The organism is Acidovorax sp., from assembly GCF_022763525.1.
In the GTDB taxonomy this organism is placed as follows: domain Bacteria; phylum Pseudomonadota; class Gammaproteobacteria; order Burkholderiales; family Burkholderiaceae_C; genus Acidovorax.
The window spans coordinates 1-19,616 of sequence record NZ_JALEGG010000128.1; the positions used below are offsets into that span (position 1 = coordinate 1).

The window sequence follows — 19,616 nt, forward strand, 5'->3', positions numbered from 1 at the left end:
CACCGACGCATCGCAAGCGCAGACCGACGTCCCCTCGTTCGAGGTCATGGAGCCTGTGGCCGATGGCTTTCGCAACTACGTGAAACCCGGCCTGGAAGGCGCCGTGGCCGAGCTGCTCATCGACCGGGCCAACCAGCTCACGCTCACGGGGCCCGAAATGACCGTGCTCCTCGGCGGCCTGCGGGTGCTGGGCGCCAACGTGGCATCGTCCGCGGCGCATGGAGTGTTCACGCAGCGCCCGCAGACGCTCAGCAACGACTTCTTCGTGAACCTGCTCGACATGCGCACGAAGTGGCAGAAGTCCGCTACATCGGCCGGTGTGCTCGAAGGCGTGGACCGCGCGAGCGGCGCCGCGAAGTGGACGGGCACCGTGGCCGACCTCGTGTTCGGCTCCAACTCGCAGCTGCGCGCCCTGGCCGAGGTGTATGGCAGCAGCGACGCGCAGGCCGTGTTCGTGCAGGATTTCGTGAAAGCCTGGACCAAGGTCATGAACCTGGACCGTTTTGACGTGGCCCCCGGCAAAATCTGATGCCGCGACGCGCCGTGTGACCGGCGCATGTGAGTGCAATGAAGACGCCGCACAGTCCCTTGGGTGTGTGCGGCGTTTTTCATTGTTGTGCGCTCGTCATGGTGATTCATGCCGCACGGCGCAACGGGAGCCGTTCACGCTGAGTAACATCCCACGCACCCAATGAAGGAGAAAGACTGCATGACCCAGCCACCAGCATCCAAGGATTTCGACAAAGGCCTGGCCACCCGCCGTGAAGTCATGGGCGACGACTTCGTGGACCGCGCCTTCGGCAACGCCACACCGTTCACGCAGCCCATTCAGGAATACATCACCCGCAACGCCTGGGGTGATGTATGGCAGCGGCCAGGGCTTGACCGCAAGACGCGCAGCCTCATCACCGTCTCGATGCTGATCGCGCTGGGCAAGCAGCACGAACTCAAGGGCCATGTCCGCGGCGCGCTGAACAATGGCGCCACGGCAGAAGAGATTCAGGAAGTGCTGCTCCACGCCAGCGTCTACTGCGGACTGCCCACTGCGGTGGAAGCCTTTCGCACGGCGGCGGAAGTCGTGGATGGCCCCACAAAGGGATAAGGGCAAGACGCGAGGCGGCCTCAAGAGGCCCGCTATCCACCCGCCAGCAATTTGTGGACGAGGTCTGCGGCCGTGGAGGCGTTGTACTTGCGCATGAGCCGTGCGCGGTAGATCTCCACGGTGCGGTGGCTGATCTCGAGCGCCTTGCCGATCTCCTTGGAGGTCAGTCCCTCCAGCAGCCGGGCCGCCACCTCCCGCTCGCGGCCGGTCAGCTCGGCCTTGACGGGGCGGTGCGCGCTCAAGTCTTCAAAGCTCCAGATGCCGGAGGCATGCGGGTTCTCGCGGTTCAGCGCGCGGCCCGAGACGTGGCACCAGAACACCTCGCCGTTGGCCCGCTTCATGATGCGGTTGTCCGCGTAGTGGCCCTTGGCGTTGAGGATGGGCTCCATGTGCGCGCCCAGGCGTTCGTACTCGTCGGCGCTGGGATAAAGTATTTGGAACGACTGGCCGATCAGCACCTCGCGCGAGGCGCCGAACATTTCGCAGACCTGGCGGTTGCAATCGACCATGGTGCGGTTGCGCGACAGCACCAGGCCCACGGGCGCCATGTCAAAAGCCAGTCGGTAATCAACGTCCATTGCAAGCGTCCTAGTGCAAGTCTTTACGGGGTACTACTTATCTGTATACGTAGTATCGTAGCCCATCCAATCACATAAGGAGATCGTGGTGAACAAGATATTCCCCTCGGCTGCCGACGCTCTCAAAGGCGTGGTGGCAGACGGCCAGCTGATGGCTGTCGGCGGTTTTGGGTTGTGCGGCATTCCAGAGGCGCTGATCGACGCGCTGCGCGATTCGGGTGTGAAGGACCTCACCGTGATCTCCAACAACGCGGGGGTCGACGGGTTTGGCCTGGGCAAGCTCCTCGAAACCCGCCAGATCAAGAAAATGATCTCGTCGTATGTGGGCGAGAACAAGGAGTTCGAGCGCCAGTACCTGGCGGGCGAGCTGGAGCTGGAGTTCACCCCCCAGGGCACACTGGCCGAAAAGCTGCGCGCAGGCGGCGCGGGCATCCCGGCCTTCTTCACCAAGACGGGCGTGGGCACCATCGTGGCCGAGGGCAAGGAACTGCGCGAGTTCGACGGCGAAACCTACGTGATGGAGCGCTCGCTGGTGCCCGATGTGGCGCTGGTCAAGGCCGATGTGGCCGACAAGTCCGGCAATCTGCGCTTCAACCTCACCGCGCGCAACTTCAACCCCGCGGCGGCCACGGCAGGCAAGATCTGCATCGTGGAAGTGGAGCGCATCGTCGAAGTGGGCGAGATTGCGCCGGACGATGTGCATCTGCCCGGCATCTACGTGCACCGCATTGTGCTCAATGCCAACCCCGAGAAACGCATTGAAAAGCGCACGGTGTCGGCCGCCGCGCCGGTGGATGTGGTGGCTGCCAAGGTCGAGGCGCAGGCCGTGATCGCCCAGGCGGCGGCCAGCAGCGAAGTGCCGGTTCCCACCGTGCCTGCCAACAAGAAAGAAGGAGCCTGAGATGCCCTGGACCCAAGACCAGATGGCCGCACGCGCGGCGCAAGAACTTGAAGACGGTTTCTATGTGAACCTGGGCATTGGCATTCCCACGCTGGTGGCCAACTTCACGGGCGACAAGGAAGTGTGGCTGCAGTCCGAAAACGGCATGCTGGGCATCGGCCCGTTCCCGACCGAAGACAAGGTCGACCCCGACCTGATCAACGCCGGCAAGCAGACGGTGACCACCATCAAGGGTTCGTCCATCTTCGGCAGCGACCAGTCGTTTGCCATGATCCGCGGCGGCAAGATCAACCTGTCCATTCTGGGCGCCATGCAGGTCAGCGAAAAGGGCGACCTGGCCAACTGGATGATCCCTGGCAAGATGGTCAAGGGCATGGGCGGCGCCATGGACCTGGTGGCTGGCGTCAAGCGCGTGATCGTGCTCATGGAGCATGTTGCCCGGAAGAAGGACGGCACCGAAGACCTCAAGATCCTGCCGAATTGCACCCTGCCGTTGACCGGCGTGGGCGTGGTGGACCGCATCATCACCGACCTCTGCGTGCTGGACGTGACGCCGCAGGGCATGAAGCTGGTGGAACTGGCCCCGGGCGTGACTTTCGAGGCACTGCAGGCCAAGACGGGCGTCACGATCATTCAGTAAGCGCTGAATTGGTCTCTCCAAGACAAGCCGCAGCCTCCGAGGGGCTGCGGTTTTTTTTGGGCGGTCCGAAATGGGGCCTTCTCCTGGCCCGTCTTGGCCCTATCTGGCCGCAAACCAGGGTTTGCGTCAGCTTGCCGAAGAGTTATGGTCCTATAGTTGCCTGTCCATTTCTGTGATCTTTGATGTTTCTCGCATGACCGAACCGCTTGAGTCTGCGGGCATTGATGCCGCAGACGGTCCCCACTACCTGCGTGCATTGACCGACATGGCCGACCGGCGCACCGTGGTGGCCGACGCCGCCATCTACACCGACAACGGCATCAAGCTGGTGGAAAAAGGGGCGCGCATCGACAGCCGCCTCTACGACCGCCTGGTGCAGCACAAGTTGCGCGAACCCATCGACCGCCATCTCAGCATCGACATGCCGGTGGATGGGGCCGCCTTGCTGGCGGCGGCCCAGGCTTTGATCGAGCAGGATGTACTGCTGGGTGCGATGGCGCAGGCCGTGGGCGCCGCTGCGCGGCTGCTGGCGCCGCTGCGCTCGGTGCCGCTCCCCGGGCCCATGGCGTGCAAGCTCACGGTGATGCGGGAGCAGCGCCCTGAACTGTTCGAGCACAGCCTGCGCATGATGACCATTGCCGTCTTCCTGGGGATCAAGGGGGGCATGACCGAGCGGGATTGCATCGCGCTGGCCGCTGCAGCCCTGCTGCACGACCTGGGTGTGCTGCACATGGATCCGGCCTGGAGCGACCCGGATCACAAGGTGGTGGGGCCGCAGCGCAAACACCTGGTGGCGCACCCCATCACTGCCATGTTGATGATCCGCGATGCGCAGGTGTATCCCCGCGCCACCGAGGTGGCGGTGCTTGAACACCACGAGCGCATGGATGGCAGTGGCTATCCGCGCGGCTTGGCGGGGGCGGACATCACGCCCATGGGCCGCGTGCTGTTGCTGGCCGAGGTCGTGGCGGCGTTCTACGAAAAATACGACGACATGCCTGCGCAGCGGCTCTCGCTGGTGCTGCGGCTCAACCACCGCAAGTTTCCCGCGGCGCTGGTAGCCAGCATCCTGCCGCTCTTGCAAGAGGAGGTGGCACGGGATTCGGCCCTCATGCCCCTGGGCAATGACGCCGCGCGCCAGATCGATCTGCTGGCCGAGGCCTTTGCCCATTGGGATCAGCTCAAGGCGGCCTTGCCCCAGGGCTCGCGGGCCGCGGTGGCGGGCAGCGCCTTTGCTTTTGCCGATGCCCGCTTGCTGGCTTTGCAAAAGGCGCTTCTGGAGGCGGGCTCGCATCCGCAGCAACAAGGCGAACTCATGGCCCACCTCCAGGGGGACGTGGTGGGCTTGGCCGAAGTGGCTTTGGTGGGGCGGGAAGCGCTGTGGCAGCTGCAAAGCATCCTGAACGCCAGCCACCGGCGCTGGCCTCAGCTGGCGGACCGGGCCACGCCGCAGGATGCCGCCGTGGCCGACTGGTGCGATTGGGCGATGGCGCGGTTGTAAGAGCCTGTTCACGACCCCTGGGAGATCGTAAACACGTTCTAAGACTCGTTTCCGATCTCCAATCTCGGATCTCGGATCTCGGATCTCGGATCTCGGATCTCGGATCTCGGATCTCGGATCTCGGATCTCGGATCTCGGATCTCGGATCGGCAGGAGCGCGTTGGAGCGCTCTTGTGGTGAAGGTGGTGCTTCGGATGCGCTGCATGGGCATGCCTCCATGTGGGCAAGCTCGCTTGGCAGAGAAATTGGCGGTCTCTCTGCAGCGTGGTTGCATGGTGCGGCCGTTGAGGCAGAATACTGTTTATATTTACAGTATTTATTTGGCCTAAACCACTGCCTTTCCATGTCCGCCCCCAGCCTTTCCCGCCGGACTGCCTTGTCGGGCCTGACCCACGCCATTCCGGGCGTGTGGCAGGCGGATGCACTGGGCGTGGGCACGCAGCAGACCCAGCCATCGGGGTATGCGCTGCTGGATGCGCAGCTGCCGGGCGGCGGCTGGCCGATAGGTGCTCTCTGCGAAGTGCTCCAGCCTTTGCCGGGATTGCACGAATGGCAGCTTGTCCTGCCTGCGCTGGCGCAGGCCACGGCAACCCGGGTAGGGGCTGTGGTGGCTGTTGCGCCTCCTTATGAACCCTTCGGTCCCACGCTGCAGGCGCGTGGGCTGGCGGCCGACCGGCTTTGCATGGTGCGTGCGGGCGTAGCGGCGGCTTCTGCATTGTGGGCTGCCGAGCAGGCCCTGCGCTGCCGTGATGTGGTGGCCGTGATGGCCTGGTTGCCCCAGGTGCTGCCAGCGGCACTGCGCCGCCTGCAGCTGGCGGCGGCCCAGCAGCAGCAACTGCTCTGGGTTTTCAGGCCGGTGGACGTGGCGCCGCAGGCATCGCCCGCCTTGCTGAGATTGAAAGTGCAGGCGCAAGCGCCCATGCCGGGGGAGGCGGGGCAGGGGGGCAGCGTGGTTCCCGGCATGGCGGTGGAGATTCTCAAGCGCCGGGGGCCGCCCATGGTGCACGCGCTCGGCTTGCCGGGCTGCCACCCTCGGCTGGCGCAGGCACTGGCCGCCCAGGCCCAGCGCCGCCAAGCGGCGCAGCAGGCCGCACGCGGCGTAGCGGGGGGGCTGGCCGGGTCCACTGCCGTCCCGGCCCCGGGGCAGGGAAGGAGAGGCGACCATGCATTGGATCGCGTTGCCGCTGCCGCAATGGGGCAGTGAGGACCCCGCAGAGGCGCTGCTGCCAGGGGCAGAGGCCGATGCCGCTGGCTGGTGGGCGCTGCGCTTCACGCCGCGCGTGACTCTGGTGGATGGTGAAGCCGTGCTGCTGGAGGTGTCCACCACCGAGCGGCTGTGGGGTGGCCGAGATGCCTTGCTGGCACAGGTTTGCGCGGCATGGGGGCAGGCGGCAGGCGGCGCAGAGACGGTCGGTACCCAGACTGCCGGCGCTGGGGCGCCGGGAGGGGCAGGGGATTCCTCGCCCGCCGAGCCTCTGGGCATGGATTCCTCCAGTCCTCCGCGTCCCGTATGGGGCTGTGGCCCTACCGCCCTGGTGGCGCAGGCCCTGTTGCGCATGGCCATGGCGGGGCGCCTTTTGCCGCCGCGCGTGCCCGAAGGCCTGCCCCTGCACACCCTGACCGCCCTGCGCCCCCATGTGGCCAGTCTGGAGCGCATGGGCTGCCGCACCTGGGGGGCGCTGCAGGCGCTGCCGCGGGCTGGGGTGAGCCGGCGTTTTGGCGGGGCCGTGCTGCAGGTCATCGACCAGGCCCTGGGCCGTGCGCCGCAGGCCCACCGCTGGATCGAGCTGCCCGCCCAATTCGCCTTGGCCGCCGAGCTGCCGGCCCTGGCAGAGTCGGCCGACGCCTTGCTCTGGAGCGCCAGCCGCGCCCTGGTGGCGCTTCAGGGCTGGCTGCAGGCCCGCCAGCTGGGTGCGCTGCGGTTCGAGCTGGCCTGGCGCCACGACCTGCGCCGCATCGATGGGGTGGCGCTGCCAGCGGGCCAGGCGCTGCAGGTGCGCACGGCCCAGGCCACGCAAGACATGGCGCACCTGCGGCGCCTGCTGGCCGAAAACCTGGCGCGCACCACCCTGGCGGCCCCCGCCAACCAGATCACGCTGCGGCTGGTCGAGGCCGCCCCGCTGCCGCAACGCAGCGCCAGCTTGCTGCCCCCGGGCGACCTAAGAGGTGGGGATGGGGGCTCGGCGGGGGAAGCACTGCACCAGCTGCTGGAGCGCCTGTCGGCCCGCCTGGGCGCCAGCCATGTCCAGGCGCCCGTGCTGCAGGCCGACCACCGGCCCGAATGCATGCAGCAATGGCGCCCCGCCGCCGAGGTGCTGGGCGGCAAGGCCAGCACCCTGCCGGGCGGCCCGCACGCGCCCGACAGCGCCCTGTGGCCCACCTGGCTGCTGCGCACCCCGCGGCGCCTTGCCGTGCAGGGCCACCGGCCTTGCCACTATGGACTGCTGCGCCTTCTGGCGGGCCCGCACCGGTTCGAGGCGGGCTGGTGGTCCTGTGCCGATGCGCCGTCCCAGGGTGATCCTGAAGGTCCTGGACCGGCCCTCGCACTGCGCGACTATTTCGTGGCACACAACGACCTGGCGGGGCTGGTGTGGGTGTTCCGCGAACGGCTGCCTCCTGCGGCCAGCGAGGAAGCGCCGGGCTGGGGGCAGCCCCGCTGGTTCCTGCACGGCTTCTTTGGGTGATGCGATGACGGCCCCCTCCGGTGCTACCCCCACCTTCCACGCCCACGGCAAGGCAAGCCAGCCCTGGTTGCGGACGCCCGCGGGCTTGCCTGGCTACGCGGAGCTGCACTGCCTGTCCAACTTCAGCTTCCAGCGCGGCGCGTCGCACCCGCAGGAACTGGTGGCTCGCGCCGCCGAGCTGGGCTACCAGGCCCTGGCGATCACGGACGAATGCTCGGTGGCGGGCGTGGTGCGGGCGCACATGGTCGCCAAGAAGGCCGCCGGGTTGCACCTCATCATGGGCAGCGAATTCCGCTGGGGCGACCTGCGCGTGGTGGCTTTGGTGCGCGACGCCAACGGCTGGGGCAACCTGTGCGAATTCATCACCGCCGCGCGTGCCGCCGCGCCCAAGGGGAGTTACCGCGTGGGCGAAGACAGCCCCTGGCACCTGCTGCAAGGGTGCGAACTGCTGCTGGCGCCTTGCCGGGAATGCTTTGATGCTTCTGATTTGATAGCTGTCAGCGCTTGCCTATCAAGCGCCAGAGGCCAATTTGATTCAAGTTTCGAGGGCCATGTGTGGGTGGCGGTAGAACTGCACCTGGCGCCGGACGACGGCCTGTGGCTGGCCACCCTGCAGCAAGCGGGCGCAGCCCTGGGCTTGCCGCTGGTGGCGGCGGGCGACGTGCACATGCACAGCCGCTTGCGCAAGCCGCTGCAGGACGTGATCACGGCCGTGCGGCTGGGGTGCAGCGTGGCGGAATGCGGCTATGCACTGCAGCCGAACGCTGAGCGACACCTGCGCCGCCGCGTGCGGCTGGCGGGCATCTACCCGCCCCACCTGCTGGCGGCCACGCTCGCCGTGGCAAAGCGCTGCACCTTCAGCCTGGACGAGATCAAGTACCAGTACCCGCTGGAGACGGTACCGCCCGGCATGACTCCCGCGCAGGGCTTGGCCTGGCTGGTCGAAACCAACGCCGCCGGGCTGTATCCCCAAGGAGTGCCCGAGACGATTGCGGCGCAGATTCGCAAGGAGCTGGAGCTGATCGCGCACTGCCAGTACGAGATGTATTTCCTCACGGTATACGACATCGTGAAGTTTGCGCGCAGCGTGGGCATCCTGTGCCAGGGGCGCGGTTCGGCGGCCAATTCCGTCGTCTGCTACGTGCTGGGCATCACGGCGGTGGACCCCAAGGAGTCCCATTTGCTGTTCGAGCGCTTCATCAGCAAGGAGCGCAGCGAGCCGCCCGACATCGACGTGGACTTCGAGCACGACCGGCGCGAGGAAGTCATCCAGTACATCTACGACAAGTACGGCCGCGACCGCGCCGCCATTGCCGCCGTGGTCACCACCTACCGTACCCGCAGTGCCCTGCGCGACGTGGGCAAGGCGCTGGGCGTGGCGCCCGCGCTGGTGGATGCCTTCGCCAAGGACCACCACTGGTTCGACGAAACCTTCGCGGCCGACCGGCTGCAAGAGCTGGCCGAGGCGGTGGGCGCGCCGCTGCACCGGCACACGGCGCAGCTGTGGCTGGACCTGGCTGCCGATCTCAAGGGATTTCCGCGCCACCTCAGCCAGCACGTGGGCGGCTTCGTGCTCACACAGGGCAAGCTCACACGGCTGGTGCCGGTGGAGCCCGCCACCATGGAAAAGCGCTGCGTCATCCAATGGGACAAGGACGACCTGGACGAGATGAATCTGCTCAAGGTCGACGTGCTCGCCCTGGGCATGCTCAGCGCGCTGCGCCGCTGCCTGAACCTGCGCGCCGCCCTGCGCGGCGAGCGCTGGGGTCTGAAAGACATCCCGCGCGAAGACCCCGCCACCTACGACATGATCTGCGCCGCCGACACCGTGGGCGTGTTCCAGATCGAAAGCCGCGCGCAGATGAGCATGCTGCCGCGCCTCAAGCCGCGCGAGTTTTATGACCTGGTGGTGGAGGTGGCCATCGTGCGGCCCGGGCCCATCCAGGGCGGCATGGTGCATCCGTATCTGAAGGCGCGCGAGCGCCGGCGCCAGGGCCTGCCGCTGGAGCTGGAGCTGGAAAAGCCCGAACTGAAAAAGGCGCTGGCGCGCACGCTGGGCGTTCCCATCTTCCAGGAACAGGTGATGCAGATTGCCATGATCGCTGCTGGCTTCACCCCCGGCATGGCCGACGACCTGCGCCGTTCCATGGCGGCCTGGAAGCGCAAGGGCGGGGTGCACCGGTTCGAAGAGCCCCTCAAGCAAGGCATGAAAGACAAGGGCTACAAACCCGAATTCGCCGACCGCATCTTCCAGCAGATGCTGGGCTTTGGAGAATACGGCTTCCCCGAAAGTCACGCCCATAGCTTTGCCCTGCTGGCCTACGCCAGCAGTTGGCTCAAATGCCACGAACCGGCCGCCTTCCTGACCGCGCTGCTCAACTCGCTGCCCATGGGTTTCTACACCGCCTCGCAGCTGGTGCAGGACGCGCGCCGCCACGGCGTACGCGTGCTGCCCATCGATGTGACCGTGAGCGACATCGACTGCACGCTGGAGGGGGACCTGCAGCCCCTGCACCCCCACAAGGGTCTGCCAGCGCCGCCCATGCCCCAGCCCGCTGTGCGCCTGGGCCTGCGCCTGGTCGCCAGCCTGCACGAAGAGGCAGCCAAGCGCCTGGTGCAGGTGCGCCAGGCCGGCCCCGCCTTTGCCAGCACTGAAGACCTGGCCTTGCGCGCGCAGCTGAGCCAGCAGGACCTGCAGGCCCTGGCCGCCGCAGATGCGCTGGCCAGCCTGTCGGGCCACCGGCGCCAGCAAATGTGGGATGCCGCAGCGCAGCACGCCGCGCCCGCCCTGCTGCGCGACGTGCCGGTGCACGAAGCGCCCCTGGCGCTGCCGGCCGCACCGGAAGGCGAAGAGATCCTGTTCGACTACGCCGCCACCGGCCTCACGCTGCGCCGCCACCCGCTGGCTTTGCTGCGCCCGCGCCTGGATCGCTGGCGGCTCGCCACCGCGCTGCAACTGAACGCCGTGCCCCACGGCCGCCGGGTGCGCGCCTGCGGCATCGTGACCGTGCGCCAGCGCCCCGGCACGGCCAAGGGCACGATGTTCGTCACGCTGGAAGACGAGACCGGCCCCGTCAACGTGATCGTCTGGCCTTCGATGGTGGACCGCTGGCGCAATGCGCTGCTGCGCTCGCAACTATTGGCGGTGGAGGGCACGTGGCAGTGCAGCGTGCCCGAAGGCGGCGCGCAGGGGCCGGGGCAGGGTGGCGGCAATGGCCTGTCATCCAGCGCTGCAGCGTCTGCCCCCATGGTGGTGCGGCATCTGGTGGCACAGCGATTTAAGGACCTGACACCGCTGCTCGGGCGCATGGCCTATGCGCTGCAGGGCAGCCGGGATTTCCATTGACAGCTGCAGCCGGGCGCAGGGCGCTGCCTCAGCGCTCCAGCAGGTACGCATGCGGGTCGATGAAGAACGCCTTCTTGTAGCCCTGGGTCGCGCCATCCGCCTTCCACGGCGCGGGCAGCAGCCGCACGATGGAATAGTGCAGGTGGGGCGGTTTGCCCTGCGCATTACCCGTGGCGCCCAGGGTGCCGATGGTCTCTCCCGAAGCTACAGTCTGGATCGAGTCCAGATGCGCAAAGTAGTGCAGACGCCAGCGGGGTCCGAGCACCAAGACGACCTTTCCGCCTTTGGCGATCTCACCGGTGTACAGCACGATGCCATCCGTGGTGCTCAGCACGGGTGTGCCCACCTTGCCGAAGATGTCGATGCCCTGAGAGCCATGAAGGGAAGGCGCGTGCCAAAGAGAAGCGCCGGATTGCGACCGCGGGATTATTCCCCTTGTACAGCCTGCGTCCGCCGTACCTTCACCTTTTCAAAGGACTCAGCGCGCAGGCGCCGCCTTGCTGGCCGCCTGCCGCGCCGGCTGGGAGGCGGTGCCCGCAGCCCCTTGGGCGCCCGGCTTGACCGGTTGCTTGCCCAGGTCCAGCAGGGGCTTGCAATGCGTGTCGTCATCGGCTGCGGGCACGGTGATGGGCACCAGTGCCAGCGCAGCCGGAGCTACCGCTGCGGCCACCACCGCCGCGCCCGCGCGCAGCAGCAGCGGGCCTGCCTCGACACCCACGTTCGGGTCGCCGAAGGTGCCTTTGACGTACAGCGGCGAGCGCAAAGAGAAGAACTTCCACTCCAGCGATTCGGGCTTGATGCGCAGGTTCAGCTCTTCGGTGCCCAGGTCGATCGTGCCAGTGGCTTCCACGATGGCGTCCTCGGTGCTCATCTTCACGACACGGGTGGTGGCCAGCCCGTCCACCACAGTGAAGTCGGCCACTGCGCAGCGCAGGTGCACTTCCTTGTTCTCGCCGAACAGCTTGCCGACGATGATGCTGCCCAGGTTCAGCGCGGCCAGGTCCAGCATCTGCTTGCTCAGCGTACCGTCCCGCACATACAGGCGCATCTCGCCCGTGCCCTCGCCCAGCAGCCCGGCCACGCTGTTGCCGCTGCTTTGCAGTGCGATGGCGCCATCCATACGCCCAAAGCTCTTTTTCATGAGCTGTACCTTGGGGAACAGCGCCGATAGCTGCAAGCCCTGGACCGTGCCGTGGATCTGGGCCTTGAGCGGCGGGGTGCGTCCATCGATGCTGACCTGGGACTCGATCTTGCCTTCGGCCACACCAAAGGTCAGCGGGGAGAGCCGGAGCTGGGCGTTCTCCATCACCGCGCGCAGGCTCAGGTCTTCCAGCGGCAGGCTTTGGGGGCGGATGATGTGGCGTCCCTTGAAGGTGAGGTCCATGTCCATCGCGTTCCAGCGCTCGGCCGCGAACTTGGAGTCGGGCAGGACCTTGCCCCGGCCTTTGCCGGGCTGGTCGCGGCCGCGGCGCGTGTTGTCGGCCTCGTTGGTGCCGATGGTGGGGCCCAGGTCGGCCAGCCGCAGCTGGTTGGATGTCATCGCGCCCGTGAGCCTGGGACGTGGCTTGCCCGAGGCGTACTTGAGAGAGCCTTGCAGATCGCTCTGCCCGACCTTGCCGCGGAAGTCGGTGTATTGCCACACGGCGCGCTCGGGTTCGAGACTGCCGGTCAGCCGGCCGTTGGTCTCGAAGGGCGGAGTGTTGGGCAGAACCAGACCCGTCACCTCGTAAAGATCAGCCATGCTGGCGCCCTTGAGCCGCACCTGAAAGTCCAGGCCCGACAGCGCACCGGGATTGGCCAGGATGCCGTCGGCCGACAGCGCAACCGTGCCTGCGCTGGCGTTGATCTGCAGTGGGTAGTTCACTACCTTGTTGCGCAGGCTGATCACCTGGCCCGCCTGCCCTTCGCCCTGGACCCGCGCTTTGGCGTAGCGGCCCTCCAGCTTAAAGCGCAAGCCATAAGGCACGGCGCCAGCGTCAGACGGCGTGGGCACGGCCGTGGACAAGGGTGCTTGTGTTTCGCCTGAAGCAGCCGTCGTGGCCGCGATGGCTGGGGCGGCCTGGCTGGCTCGGGTGCGGGCGGCCTGGGCGGGCGCGGAGGATGCCGGCAGCCCAGACGCCAGCGAGGCGGATGGCCCCGGGGCCACAGGCTCCGTGGTGTCAATGCGCGCTTGCAAGTCCAGGTCTTTCATCGCGTCGGCATAGCCCAGCACACCCTGGTTCACCACAAGCCGGTCCACATCGAAGCGCCAAGGGCTGCGTGGACCGTCCTTGCGCTCGAAGGTCCAGTTGTTGACGCCATCGGCTGCGCGGGCCAGCGCCACTTGCGGCCCGGTGAGTGCGACCGTGTCGATCGACAGGTGCTGCCCCAGCAAGGGCCACAGGCGCACGCTGGCGGTGGCGCTGCCGATGCGTGCCATCGTGGAGGCGTCCAGCAGATCCGCGGGCTCCTTGGTGCCGGCCTTGCCGCCATCGCGCCGAAAGGGTGGCGCAAAGCCCTCCGGGTTGCCCATGACCAGGCCGTCGGCCCGCACTGTCACGCCGGGGATCCAGCGTTGCCATCCTTCATCCATTGGCTGCGGCCAAGTCCACCGTGCGGACAGGTCGCCTTCGATGGCGAAATGCCGGCCCGTGGCTTCGCTCACCTTGTCGTTCACCCAGGGCTTGGCGCGGTTCCAGTCGATCAGCGCCACCAGCAACGCCAATATCAACAGCACGGCCACCACTACGCCCAGGATGGCCAGAAGCCATGCTCCTGCGCGTTGCCACCGGGTGCGTGCGCGCCGCACAGGGGTGCTTGCCGCGGGGGCGCGGGGAATGTCTGCAGAAGACGGGGCTGGCGTGGTGGGCATGAAAAAGATTCTTGGGCTGTGAGGACGCCGCAGTGCGCGGCCGCCCGTTGCTGTCCAAGCGGTTGAACGCGCTGAACGACTTTCGAAGGGCTGTCCAACGGGCCTGCGCTGTTCATGCTAGCCCGCATCCGCGCGCGCCGCAGCAGCATCGGTGCAACTGCCGCAGTTGTCCTACAGCCCCTGTCCGGGGAGCATTTCGCGACGAACTTTGCTCGTGGACCTCGCTCGATGGCGCGGGCTGGCTCCCTAAAATGCGCCCACCATGCACAACCCCCGACATCCCCATGCCCCCGCCATGCGCGATGGCGTGGGGCCCAGCTGCGTGGTGTTGCCCAGTCGCGGGCAGGGCAGTCTGCTGGATTTTTTGGCCGAGCGGCTGCCCGCCGTGCCGCGCGATGCCTGGCGCGAGCGCATGGAAGAGGGGGATGTGCTGGATGAGCGTGGCGCGCGAGTGGCGCCGGACCGGCCTTTCGAAGCCGGCCTGCGGCTGTACTACTACCGCAGCCTGCCTGCGGAGCCCGCGCTTCCGTTCGAGGAGACGGTGCTCTACCAGGATGAGCACCTGGTGGTGGCCGACAAGCCGCATTTCATGCCGGTCACGCCGTCCGGCCGCTACTTGCACCACACGCTGCTGGTGCGGCTCAAGCGCCGGCTGGGCTTGCCCGAGCTGTCCCCCCTGCACCGCATCGACCGCGACACGGCGGGGCTGGTGCTGTTGTCGGTGCAGCAGCGAACCCGCGGCGCCTACCAGGCGCTGTTCCGCGACCGGCAGATCACCAAGCACTACGACGCCATTGCGCCCTGGCGTGCAGACCTGGCCTTTCCGCGCGAGCACGCCAGCCGCCTCGAGGAAATACCGCAGCAGTTCTTTCGCATGCACGAGGTGCCTGGCGAGCCCAACAGCCACACGCAGATGCAGGTGGACGAGGTCTCGGAAGACGGCCGCTGGGCCCGCTACCGCCTGTCGCCCATCACGGGCAAGCGCCACCAGCTGCGGGTGCACATGGCCGCGCTGGGGCTGCCGCTGCGCAACGATGCGTTCTACCCGGTCGTCAATGATCCCCCCGAGGGGGACTACTCACGCCCCTTGCAGCTGTTGGCCAAGTCGCTGGCGTTTGTGGATCCGCTCACGCAGCAGCCACGCGCCTTTGAAAGCGGGCAGCGCTTGCGCCTGCCGTAGCCACCTTCGCAGGGGCGCTGCCGCCCCATGATTAACGGAAAGGAATCGGCTTGTTCTTGGCCGGCGCGCTTTTGGGCAGCCGCGAGGTGAAGAATTCGGCCAGCGCCCGTTGCGTATCGGGGTGCAGGCGCCATGCCGTCCAGCCCAATCCCAGGCTGCGCAGGTACACCGTCACGTAAGCGTCCTCCAGCGGGTACTTGATGGCCAGGGCGGGGTTGTCCTGCGTCATGACCGGAACGCCTGCGCCCTTCTCGTCCTTGGGGGCGGGGGTGGCTTCCGGTGTCATCTGCGAGCGCAACGTAGCCAGTTCACGGATCAGGTTCTCGAGCTCTGGCGCCGTGAGTGTCTTGTTGATTGCCAGAGTGGCCTGCGTGCGGTCGTCGCTCAATTGCATGGGGCGTTTCCTTCTTTCGCTGGGAGTTCTTGAAGCCTCCATTGTCTTGCATCGCCCGGCCTTGGCCGCGCGCGGGGAGCGCTTCGCGCAGAAATTCCTGTCGCCGCTTGACGGTGGGCGCCCCCGGCGTGGCTACAATACCGCTGCTGTCGACACTCCGCAGCCTGCACAGGCTGACCAGCCTGGTCAGGGCAGGGGTCTCCTCAGCAGCCTTTGCGCAGAGGCCGATGCTAGCCAACGGTCAGCGCCAGGCGGGTGTAGTTCAATGGTAGAACGGCAGCTTCCCAAGCTTCATACGAGGGTTCGATTCCCTTCACCCGCTCCAGTCTCCTGTGCTGGTTGCTTCTCTTCCCCCACCTCGTTAACTGATGCTCCGCACGCCTGCCCGTGGCGGGATGCGCTGGCCTGTGGCTTAGGCCAATAGGCACCATCCAAGTCGCGGCATTGGCCGACGCTGTGCCTGTGCCTCCTGCCGCACCATCCGGACACGCCGCGCCGGGCACGGCCCACACAGTGATGGATCCCACGCACGAGGACTGAATGGCAGCCAAAGACAAGGACATCTCCGCTAAAAATCGCAAGGCCGGTGATGGCAAGCCTGCCGGTGCGGCGCACGCCAGCAAAGACCAGGAGGCCAGGGCCCAGCGGGAGCTGGGCATTGTGGGACCGCACGGTGACATGCGGCTTGCATCAGTCATCATCGAGGGTTACAGCCTCGAGTTGCGCGATGGGGATGGTTTTGTGGGCGACGTGGCCAGCGGCACGGCGTTTCGTCAAATGCTCGAGGCCTGGCGCCGGCTGTATGCGGTGATGGATGGCAAGGACCCGCTGGGCAGCAAGTCCACGCGAGAGCTCTCCAAAAAGCAGATTGATGCGCTGGCAGCGAAAAGTGCCGAGGCCGCGCGGGCGGTGGAGCACGCCTCGGAGGACTACGCGCTGCAGCTGAGCGAAGTGGTGCAGCGCTTTTTGAAGCAGCCCACCTGGCGCGGCGTGGAGCGCGTGATCCTGGGTGGGGGCTTTCACCAGAGCGAGTTTGGCGGGCGCGCGATTGAGCGCGTGCGCGCCCTTTTGAAGGCAGCGAAGGTGCCATTGGAGCTGCGCACCTTGCGCCACCACGCGGACGAAGGCGGGCTGATCGGCTGGGTGCATCTGGCGCCGCCAGCCTTGCTGCAGAGCTATGACGCGATCCTGGCCGTGGACATTGGCGGCACCAATGTGCGCTGCGGCATCGTGCAGACGCACCTGCACAGGGCGCCCGACATGTCGCTGGCCGAAGTGCCGCGGCGCGAGAAATGGGCGCATGCCCGCGACAAACCGCGGCGCGACGAGCTGGTCGAGGGCATTGCCACCATGCTGGAAGATCTGATCGCCCATGCGGAAAAGAAGAGCATCCGCCTGGCCCCCTACATCGGCGTGGCCTGCCCGGGCCTGATCGTGGAAGACGGCTCCATTGCCGGCGGTACGCAGAACCTGCCCGGAAACTGGGAGAGCACGCGCTTTCACCTGCCGCGCGACCTGTGCGAGCGCTTGCCCCACATCGGGCAGGGCCGCACCCAGGTGTGCCTGCACAACGACGCAGTGGTGCAAGGCCTGTCAGAGCTGCCCTTCACGCAGGACGTGAAAGGCTGGGCTGTGCTGACCGTGGGCACGGGCCTGGGCAATGCCAGCTACACCAACCGCGCCCCCCAGAAATCGAAGTGATTTTGGCCACCAGCGCTTGTGCGACAAGCGCGGGCAGCTATCAATAGTGAAGCAATTCCGCCGGTGCGCGGTGGCGCATCACTTGAGCACGTCGCCCACGCACAGGTACTTGATCTCCACGTAGTCGTCCATGCCGTAGTGCGAGCCTTCGCGGCCCAGGCCGGATTGCTTGACGCCGCCAAATGGCACGTGCTCGGTGGCCAGGATGCCCACGTTGATGCCCACCATGCCGTACTCCAGTGCCTCGCCCACACGGAAGATGCGGCCCACGTCGCGGCTGTAAAAATAGCTGGCCAAGCCGAACTCGGTGGCATTGGCGGCATCAATGGCCTCCTGCTCGGTCTTGAACTTGAACACCGGCGCGAAGGGGCCGAAAGTTTCCTCGCGTGCGCACAGCATGTCGGCCGTAGCACCGGCCACCACCGTGGGCTCGAAGAACTGGCCTGAGCCCAGGCTGTTCAGGCGCTGGCCTCCGGCCACCACCTTGCCGCCCTTGGCCAGCGCGTCATCCACATGGCGCTGCACCTTTTCCAGCGCGGCTTCCTCGATCAGCGGGCCCTGGTTCACACCGTCTTCAAAGCCGTTGCCCACCTTGGCCGTCTTCACCTTGGCGGCGAACTTGGCGACAAACTCGTCGTACACGCCTTCCTGCACATAGAAGCGGTTGGTGCACACGCAGGTCTGGCCCGCGTTACGGTACTTGCTGGCAAAGGCACCTTCCACGGCGCTGTCCACGTCGGCGTCATCGAACACGATGAAGGGCGCATTGCCGCCCAGCTCCAGCGACATTTTCTTGACGGTGGGGGCGGACTGCGCCATCAGGATGCGGCCCACTTCGGTGCTGCCCGTGAAGCTGATGTGGCGCACCACGTCGCTCGCGCACAGCACCTTGCCGATGGCAATCGAGTTGCCGCTGTCCGCCGGCAGGATGTTGAACACGCCGGCCGGGATGCCCGCCCGGATGGCCAGCTCGGCTGCGGCCAGGGCGGTGAGCGGCGTGAGTTCGGCGGGCTTGATGACCACGGGGCAGCCTGCGGCCAGGGCCGGGGCCACCTTGCGCGTGATCATGGCCAGCGGAAAGTTCCAGGGGGTGATGGCCGCGCACACGCCGATGGGCTGCTTGAGCACCAGCAGGCGCCGGTTGTTGTCGAACTGCGGCAGGGTTTCGCCGTTCACACGCTTGGCCTCTTCGGCAAACCATTCCACAAAGCTGGCGCCATAGGCCACTTCGCCCTTGGCCTCGGGCAGCGGCTTGCCTTGTTCGGCGGTCATGATGCGGCCCAGGTCGTCCTGGTTCGCCATCAGCAGGTCGTACCACTTGCGCAGCAGGTTGCTGCGCTCCTTGGCGGTTTTGGCCTTCCAGGCCGGCCAGGCGGCGTTGGCCGCGGCGATGGCGGCCTCGGCGTCCTGCGGGCCCAGGTTGGCCACATCGGCCAGTTTCAGGCCTGGGGCCGGGTCGTTCACGTCAAAGCGGCCGGCCCCGCCTACCCACTGGCCGTTGATGAGGCCGTCGGTCTTGAGCAGCGTGGGGTCGTTGAGCAGGGCGAGGGGGGATGTCTTCATGTCCATGGGAAAGCTCCGGAGGCAAAAAAATGGTTACGGGGGAGTGACCTGGGGCGTGAGGCACTCAGCGGACCAGTGCGGGGCGCGCAGGATCCGACAGACGTATCGCCGGCAGGCTATCACGCGCAAATGGGCCTGCTGTCGCATGGGTTGCAGTGGACGCAGTGGCGGGGGAGGGCGTGGGCAGCTTGAAGATGCTGACCAGCTCCGCCAGCCGCGCTGCCTGGCCTTGCAGGCTTTGCGTGGCTGCCGTGCCTTGCTCGGCCAGTGCGGCGTTCTGCAGCGTGGTTTCGTCCAGCCGGTCCACGGTGCCGCTGATTTCGCGGATGCCGTCGTATTGACGGGCCATGGCCTGATGCATGGCGCCGATCATGCCGCTGATCTCGTGCACCTGCGCCACGATGGCCTGCACCGAGTCACCGGCCTGCCGCACGTGGGCCTGGCCCTGGGCCACCGTCTCCACGTTGTGGTCCATCAGGCGCTTGATCTCGCGAGCGGCTTCGGCGCTGCGCTGGGCCAGCGAGCGCACTTCGGCCGCCACCACCGCAAAGCCCCGGCCTTGCTCGCCGGCCCGTGCGGCCTCCACGGCCGCGTTGAGGGCGAGGATGTTGGTCTGAAAAGCGATGCTGTCGATGACCGAGGTGATGTCGCTGATGGTGCGGGACGATGCTGAGATGTCTTCCATGGTGGCCACCATCTGCTGCACCGCGTGGCCGCTATCGGCCGCGGCGCCAGAAGCAGCGGCCGCCACCCGGTTCGCCTGTTCGGCGTTCAGGGCGCTGTCGCGCACGGATTCGGTGAGGGCCGACATGGCGGTGGCCGTCTGCTGCAGGTGGCTGGCCTGCTCCTCAGTGCGCTGGCTCAGGTGCAGGTTGCCCGTGGCCAGTTCGGCGGCGCCTGCGGCCACGCTTTCGCTGCTGTGGCGCACGTCCCCCACCAGCTCGGCCAGCCGGTTGCGCATGGTCAGCATGGCCGCCATCACGCTGCCCGGCGGTGGCGGGCGCCGGGCCGAGGCGGCGGCGCCCAGGTCTCCTTGCGCAATGGCAAGCGCCATGTGGGCGACGTCGCGTGGTTCGCCGCCCAACTGGCGCGCGATGGACCGGATTACCAGCGCCGCAAGCCCGGCTCCCACCAGCAGAGCCAGCGCGCAGCTGCCCAGCAGCAGGCCCATTGAG

At 67.0% G+C, this 19,616-nt stretch carries 15 protein-coding genes, 1 tRNA gene and 1 pseudogene; 11 read left to right on the forward strand and 6 right to left on the reverse strand.

Going from position 1 to position 19,616, the window contains the following annotated elements; translation table 11 throughout:
- Both MRY84_RS10010 and pcaC read left to right on the forward strand, forming a co-directional pair.
- Positions 1 to 529 (forward strand): peroxidase family protein (locus MRY84_RS10010; RefSeq protein ID WP_363317519.1); only part of this gene is annotated, 529 nt, incomplete at its 5' end.
- A gap of 180 nt (positions 530 to 709) precedes the next feature.
- Complete coding sequence (pcaC, locus tag MRY84_RS10015; protein ID WP_291505586.1) at positions 710 to 1,102, forward strand: 4-carboxymuconolactone decarboxylase; 393 nt, start codon at positions 710 to 712, stop codon at positions 1,100 to 1,102.
- A 32-nt stretch (positions 1,103 to 1,134) separates the two neighbouring features.
- Here the strand turns inward: pcaC and MRY84_RS10020 are convergent, their stop codons facing one another.
- A complete protein-coding gene (locus tag MRY84_RS10020; RefSeq protein WP_142146389.1) occupies positions 1,135 to 1,680 on the reverse strand; it encodes a PAS and helix-turn-helix domain-containing protein in 546 nt (181 codons plus the stop codon).
- Positions 1,681 to 1,768: 88 nt separating this feature from the next.
- On the opposite strand from MRY84_RS10020, the gene MRY84_RS10025 reads away from it, so the two are divergent.
- The 6 genes from MRY84_RS10025 to MRY84_RS10050 all read left to right on the forward strand — a co-directional run bounded on the left by MRY84_RS10025 (position 1,769) and on the right by MRY84_RS10050 (position 10,752).
- Positions 1,769 to 2,581 carry a CoA transferase subunit A gene (locus tag MRY84_RS10025; protein WP_291505587.1) on the forward strand — a complete coding sequence of 271 codons (813 nt, stop codon included), beginning with the start codon at positions 1,769 to 1,771 and terminating at the stop codon, positions 2,579 to 2,581.
- Position 2,582: 1 nt separating this feature from the next.
- A complete protein-coding gene (locus MRY84_RS10030; RefSeq protein WP_291505588.1) occupies positions 2,583 to 3,221 on the forward strand; it encodes a 3-oxoacid CoA-transferase subunit B in 639 nt (212 codons plus the stop codon).
- A 193-nt stretch (positions 3,222 to 3,414) separates the two neighbouring features.
- Positions 3,415 to 4,722, forward strand: coding sequence for an HD domain-containing phosphohydrolase (locus MRY84_RS10035; protein ID WP_291505589.1), 1,308 nt, complete (start codon positions 3,415 to 3,417; stop codon positions 4,720 to 4,722).
- A gap of 343 nt (positions 4,723 to 5,065) precedes the next feature.
- The gene (imuA, locus tag MRY84_RS10040; protein WP_291505590.1) at positions 5,066 to 5,926 is read left to right on the forward strand and encodes a translesion DNA synthesis-associated protein ImuA; all 861 of its coding nucleotides are present in this window, start codon (positions 5,066 to 5,068) and stop codon (positions 5,924 to 5,926) included.
- The gene (locus tag MRY84_RS10045) at positions 5,886 to 7,406 is read left to right on the forward strand and encodes a DNA polymerase Y family protein (RefSeq protein WP_291505591.1); all 1,521 of its coding nucleotides are present in this window, start codon (positions 5,886 to 5,888) and stop codon (positions 7,404 to 7,406) included. The genes imuA and MRY84_RS10045 overlap by 41 nt, the downstream gene beginning before the upstream one ends.
- 4 nt (positions 7,407 to 7,410) lie before the next feature.
- A complete protein-coding gene (locus MRY84_RS10050; RefSeq protein ID WP_291505592.1) occupies positions 7,411 to 10,752 on the forward strand; it encodes an error-prone DNA polymerase in 3,342 nt (1,113 codons plus the stop codon).
- A gap of 28 nt (positions 10,753 to 10,780) precedes the next feature.
- Here MRY84_RS10050 and MRY84_RS10055 read toward each other — a convergent pair whose 3' ends face one another.
- Entirely contained in the window at positions 10,781 to 11,182 is a 402-nt protein-coding gene (locus tag MRY84_RS10055) for a M23 family metallopeptidase (protein WP_363317521.1), read from the reverse strand.
- A gap of 48 nt (positions 11,183 to 11,230) precedes the next feature.
- A complete protein-coding gene (locus MRY84_RS10060; RefSeq protein WP_291505593.1) occupies positions 11,231 to 13,603 on the reverse strand; it encodes an AsmA family protein in 2,373 nt (790 codons plus the stop codon).
- 262 nt (positions 13,604 to 13,865) lie between these two features.
- Between MRY84_RS10060 and MRY84_RS10065 the strand changes: the two genes are divergently transcribed.
- The gene (locus tag MRY84_RS10065) at positions 13,866 to 14,783 is read left to right on the forward strand and encodes a pseudouridine synthase (protein WP_291505594.1); all 918 of its coding nucleotides are present in this window, start codon (positions 13,866 to 13,868) and stop codon (positions 14,781 to 14,783) included.
- Positions 14,784 to 14,814: 31 nt separating this feature from the next.
- Here MRY84_RS10065 and MRY84_RS10070 read toward each other — a convergent pair whose 3' ends face one another.
- The gene (locus MRY84_RS10070; RefSeq protein ID WP_291505595.1) at positions 14,815 to 15,177 is read right to left on the reverse strand and encodes a hypothetical protein; all 363 of its coding nucleotides are present in this window, start codon (positions 15,175 to 15,177) and stop codon (positions 14,815 to 14,817) included.
- A 251-nt stretch (positions 15,178 to 15,428) separates the two neighbouring features.
- Between MRY84_RS10070 and MRY84_RS10075 the strand changes: the two genes are divergently transcribed.
- Positions 15,429 to 15,502, forward strand: a tRNA-Gly gene (locus MRY84_RS10075).
- Between the two features lie 485 nt (positions 15,503 to 15,987).
- Positions 15,988 to 16,848, forward strand: a pseudogene (locus MRY84_RS10080) (ROK family protein); the annotation flags it as partial.
- Between the two features lie 108 nt (positions 16,849 to 16,956).
- Here the strand turns inward: MRY84_RS10080 and MRY84_RS10085 are convergent.
- Together MRY84_RS10085 and MRY84_RS10090 are read right to left on the reverse strand one after the other, a co-directional pair.
- Positions 16,957 to 18,447, reverse strand: a complete 1,491-nt coding sequence (locus MRY84_RS10085) for an NAD-dependent succinate-semialdehyde dehydrogenase (protein ID WP_291505597.1) — start codon at positions 18,445 to 18,447, stop codon at positions 16,957 to 16,959.
- A 58-nt stretch (positions 18,448 to 18,505) separates the two neighbouring features.
- Positions 18,506 to 19,616, reverse strand: a 1,111-nt coding sequence (locus MRY84_RS10090) for a methyl-accepting chemotaxis protein (protein ID WP_291505598.1), incomplete at its 5' end; no start/stop codon positions are given.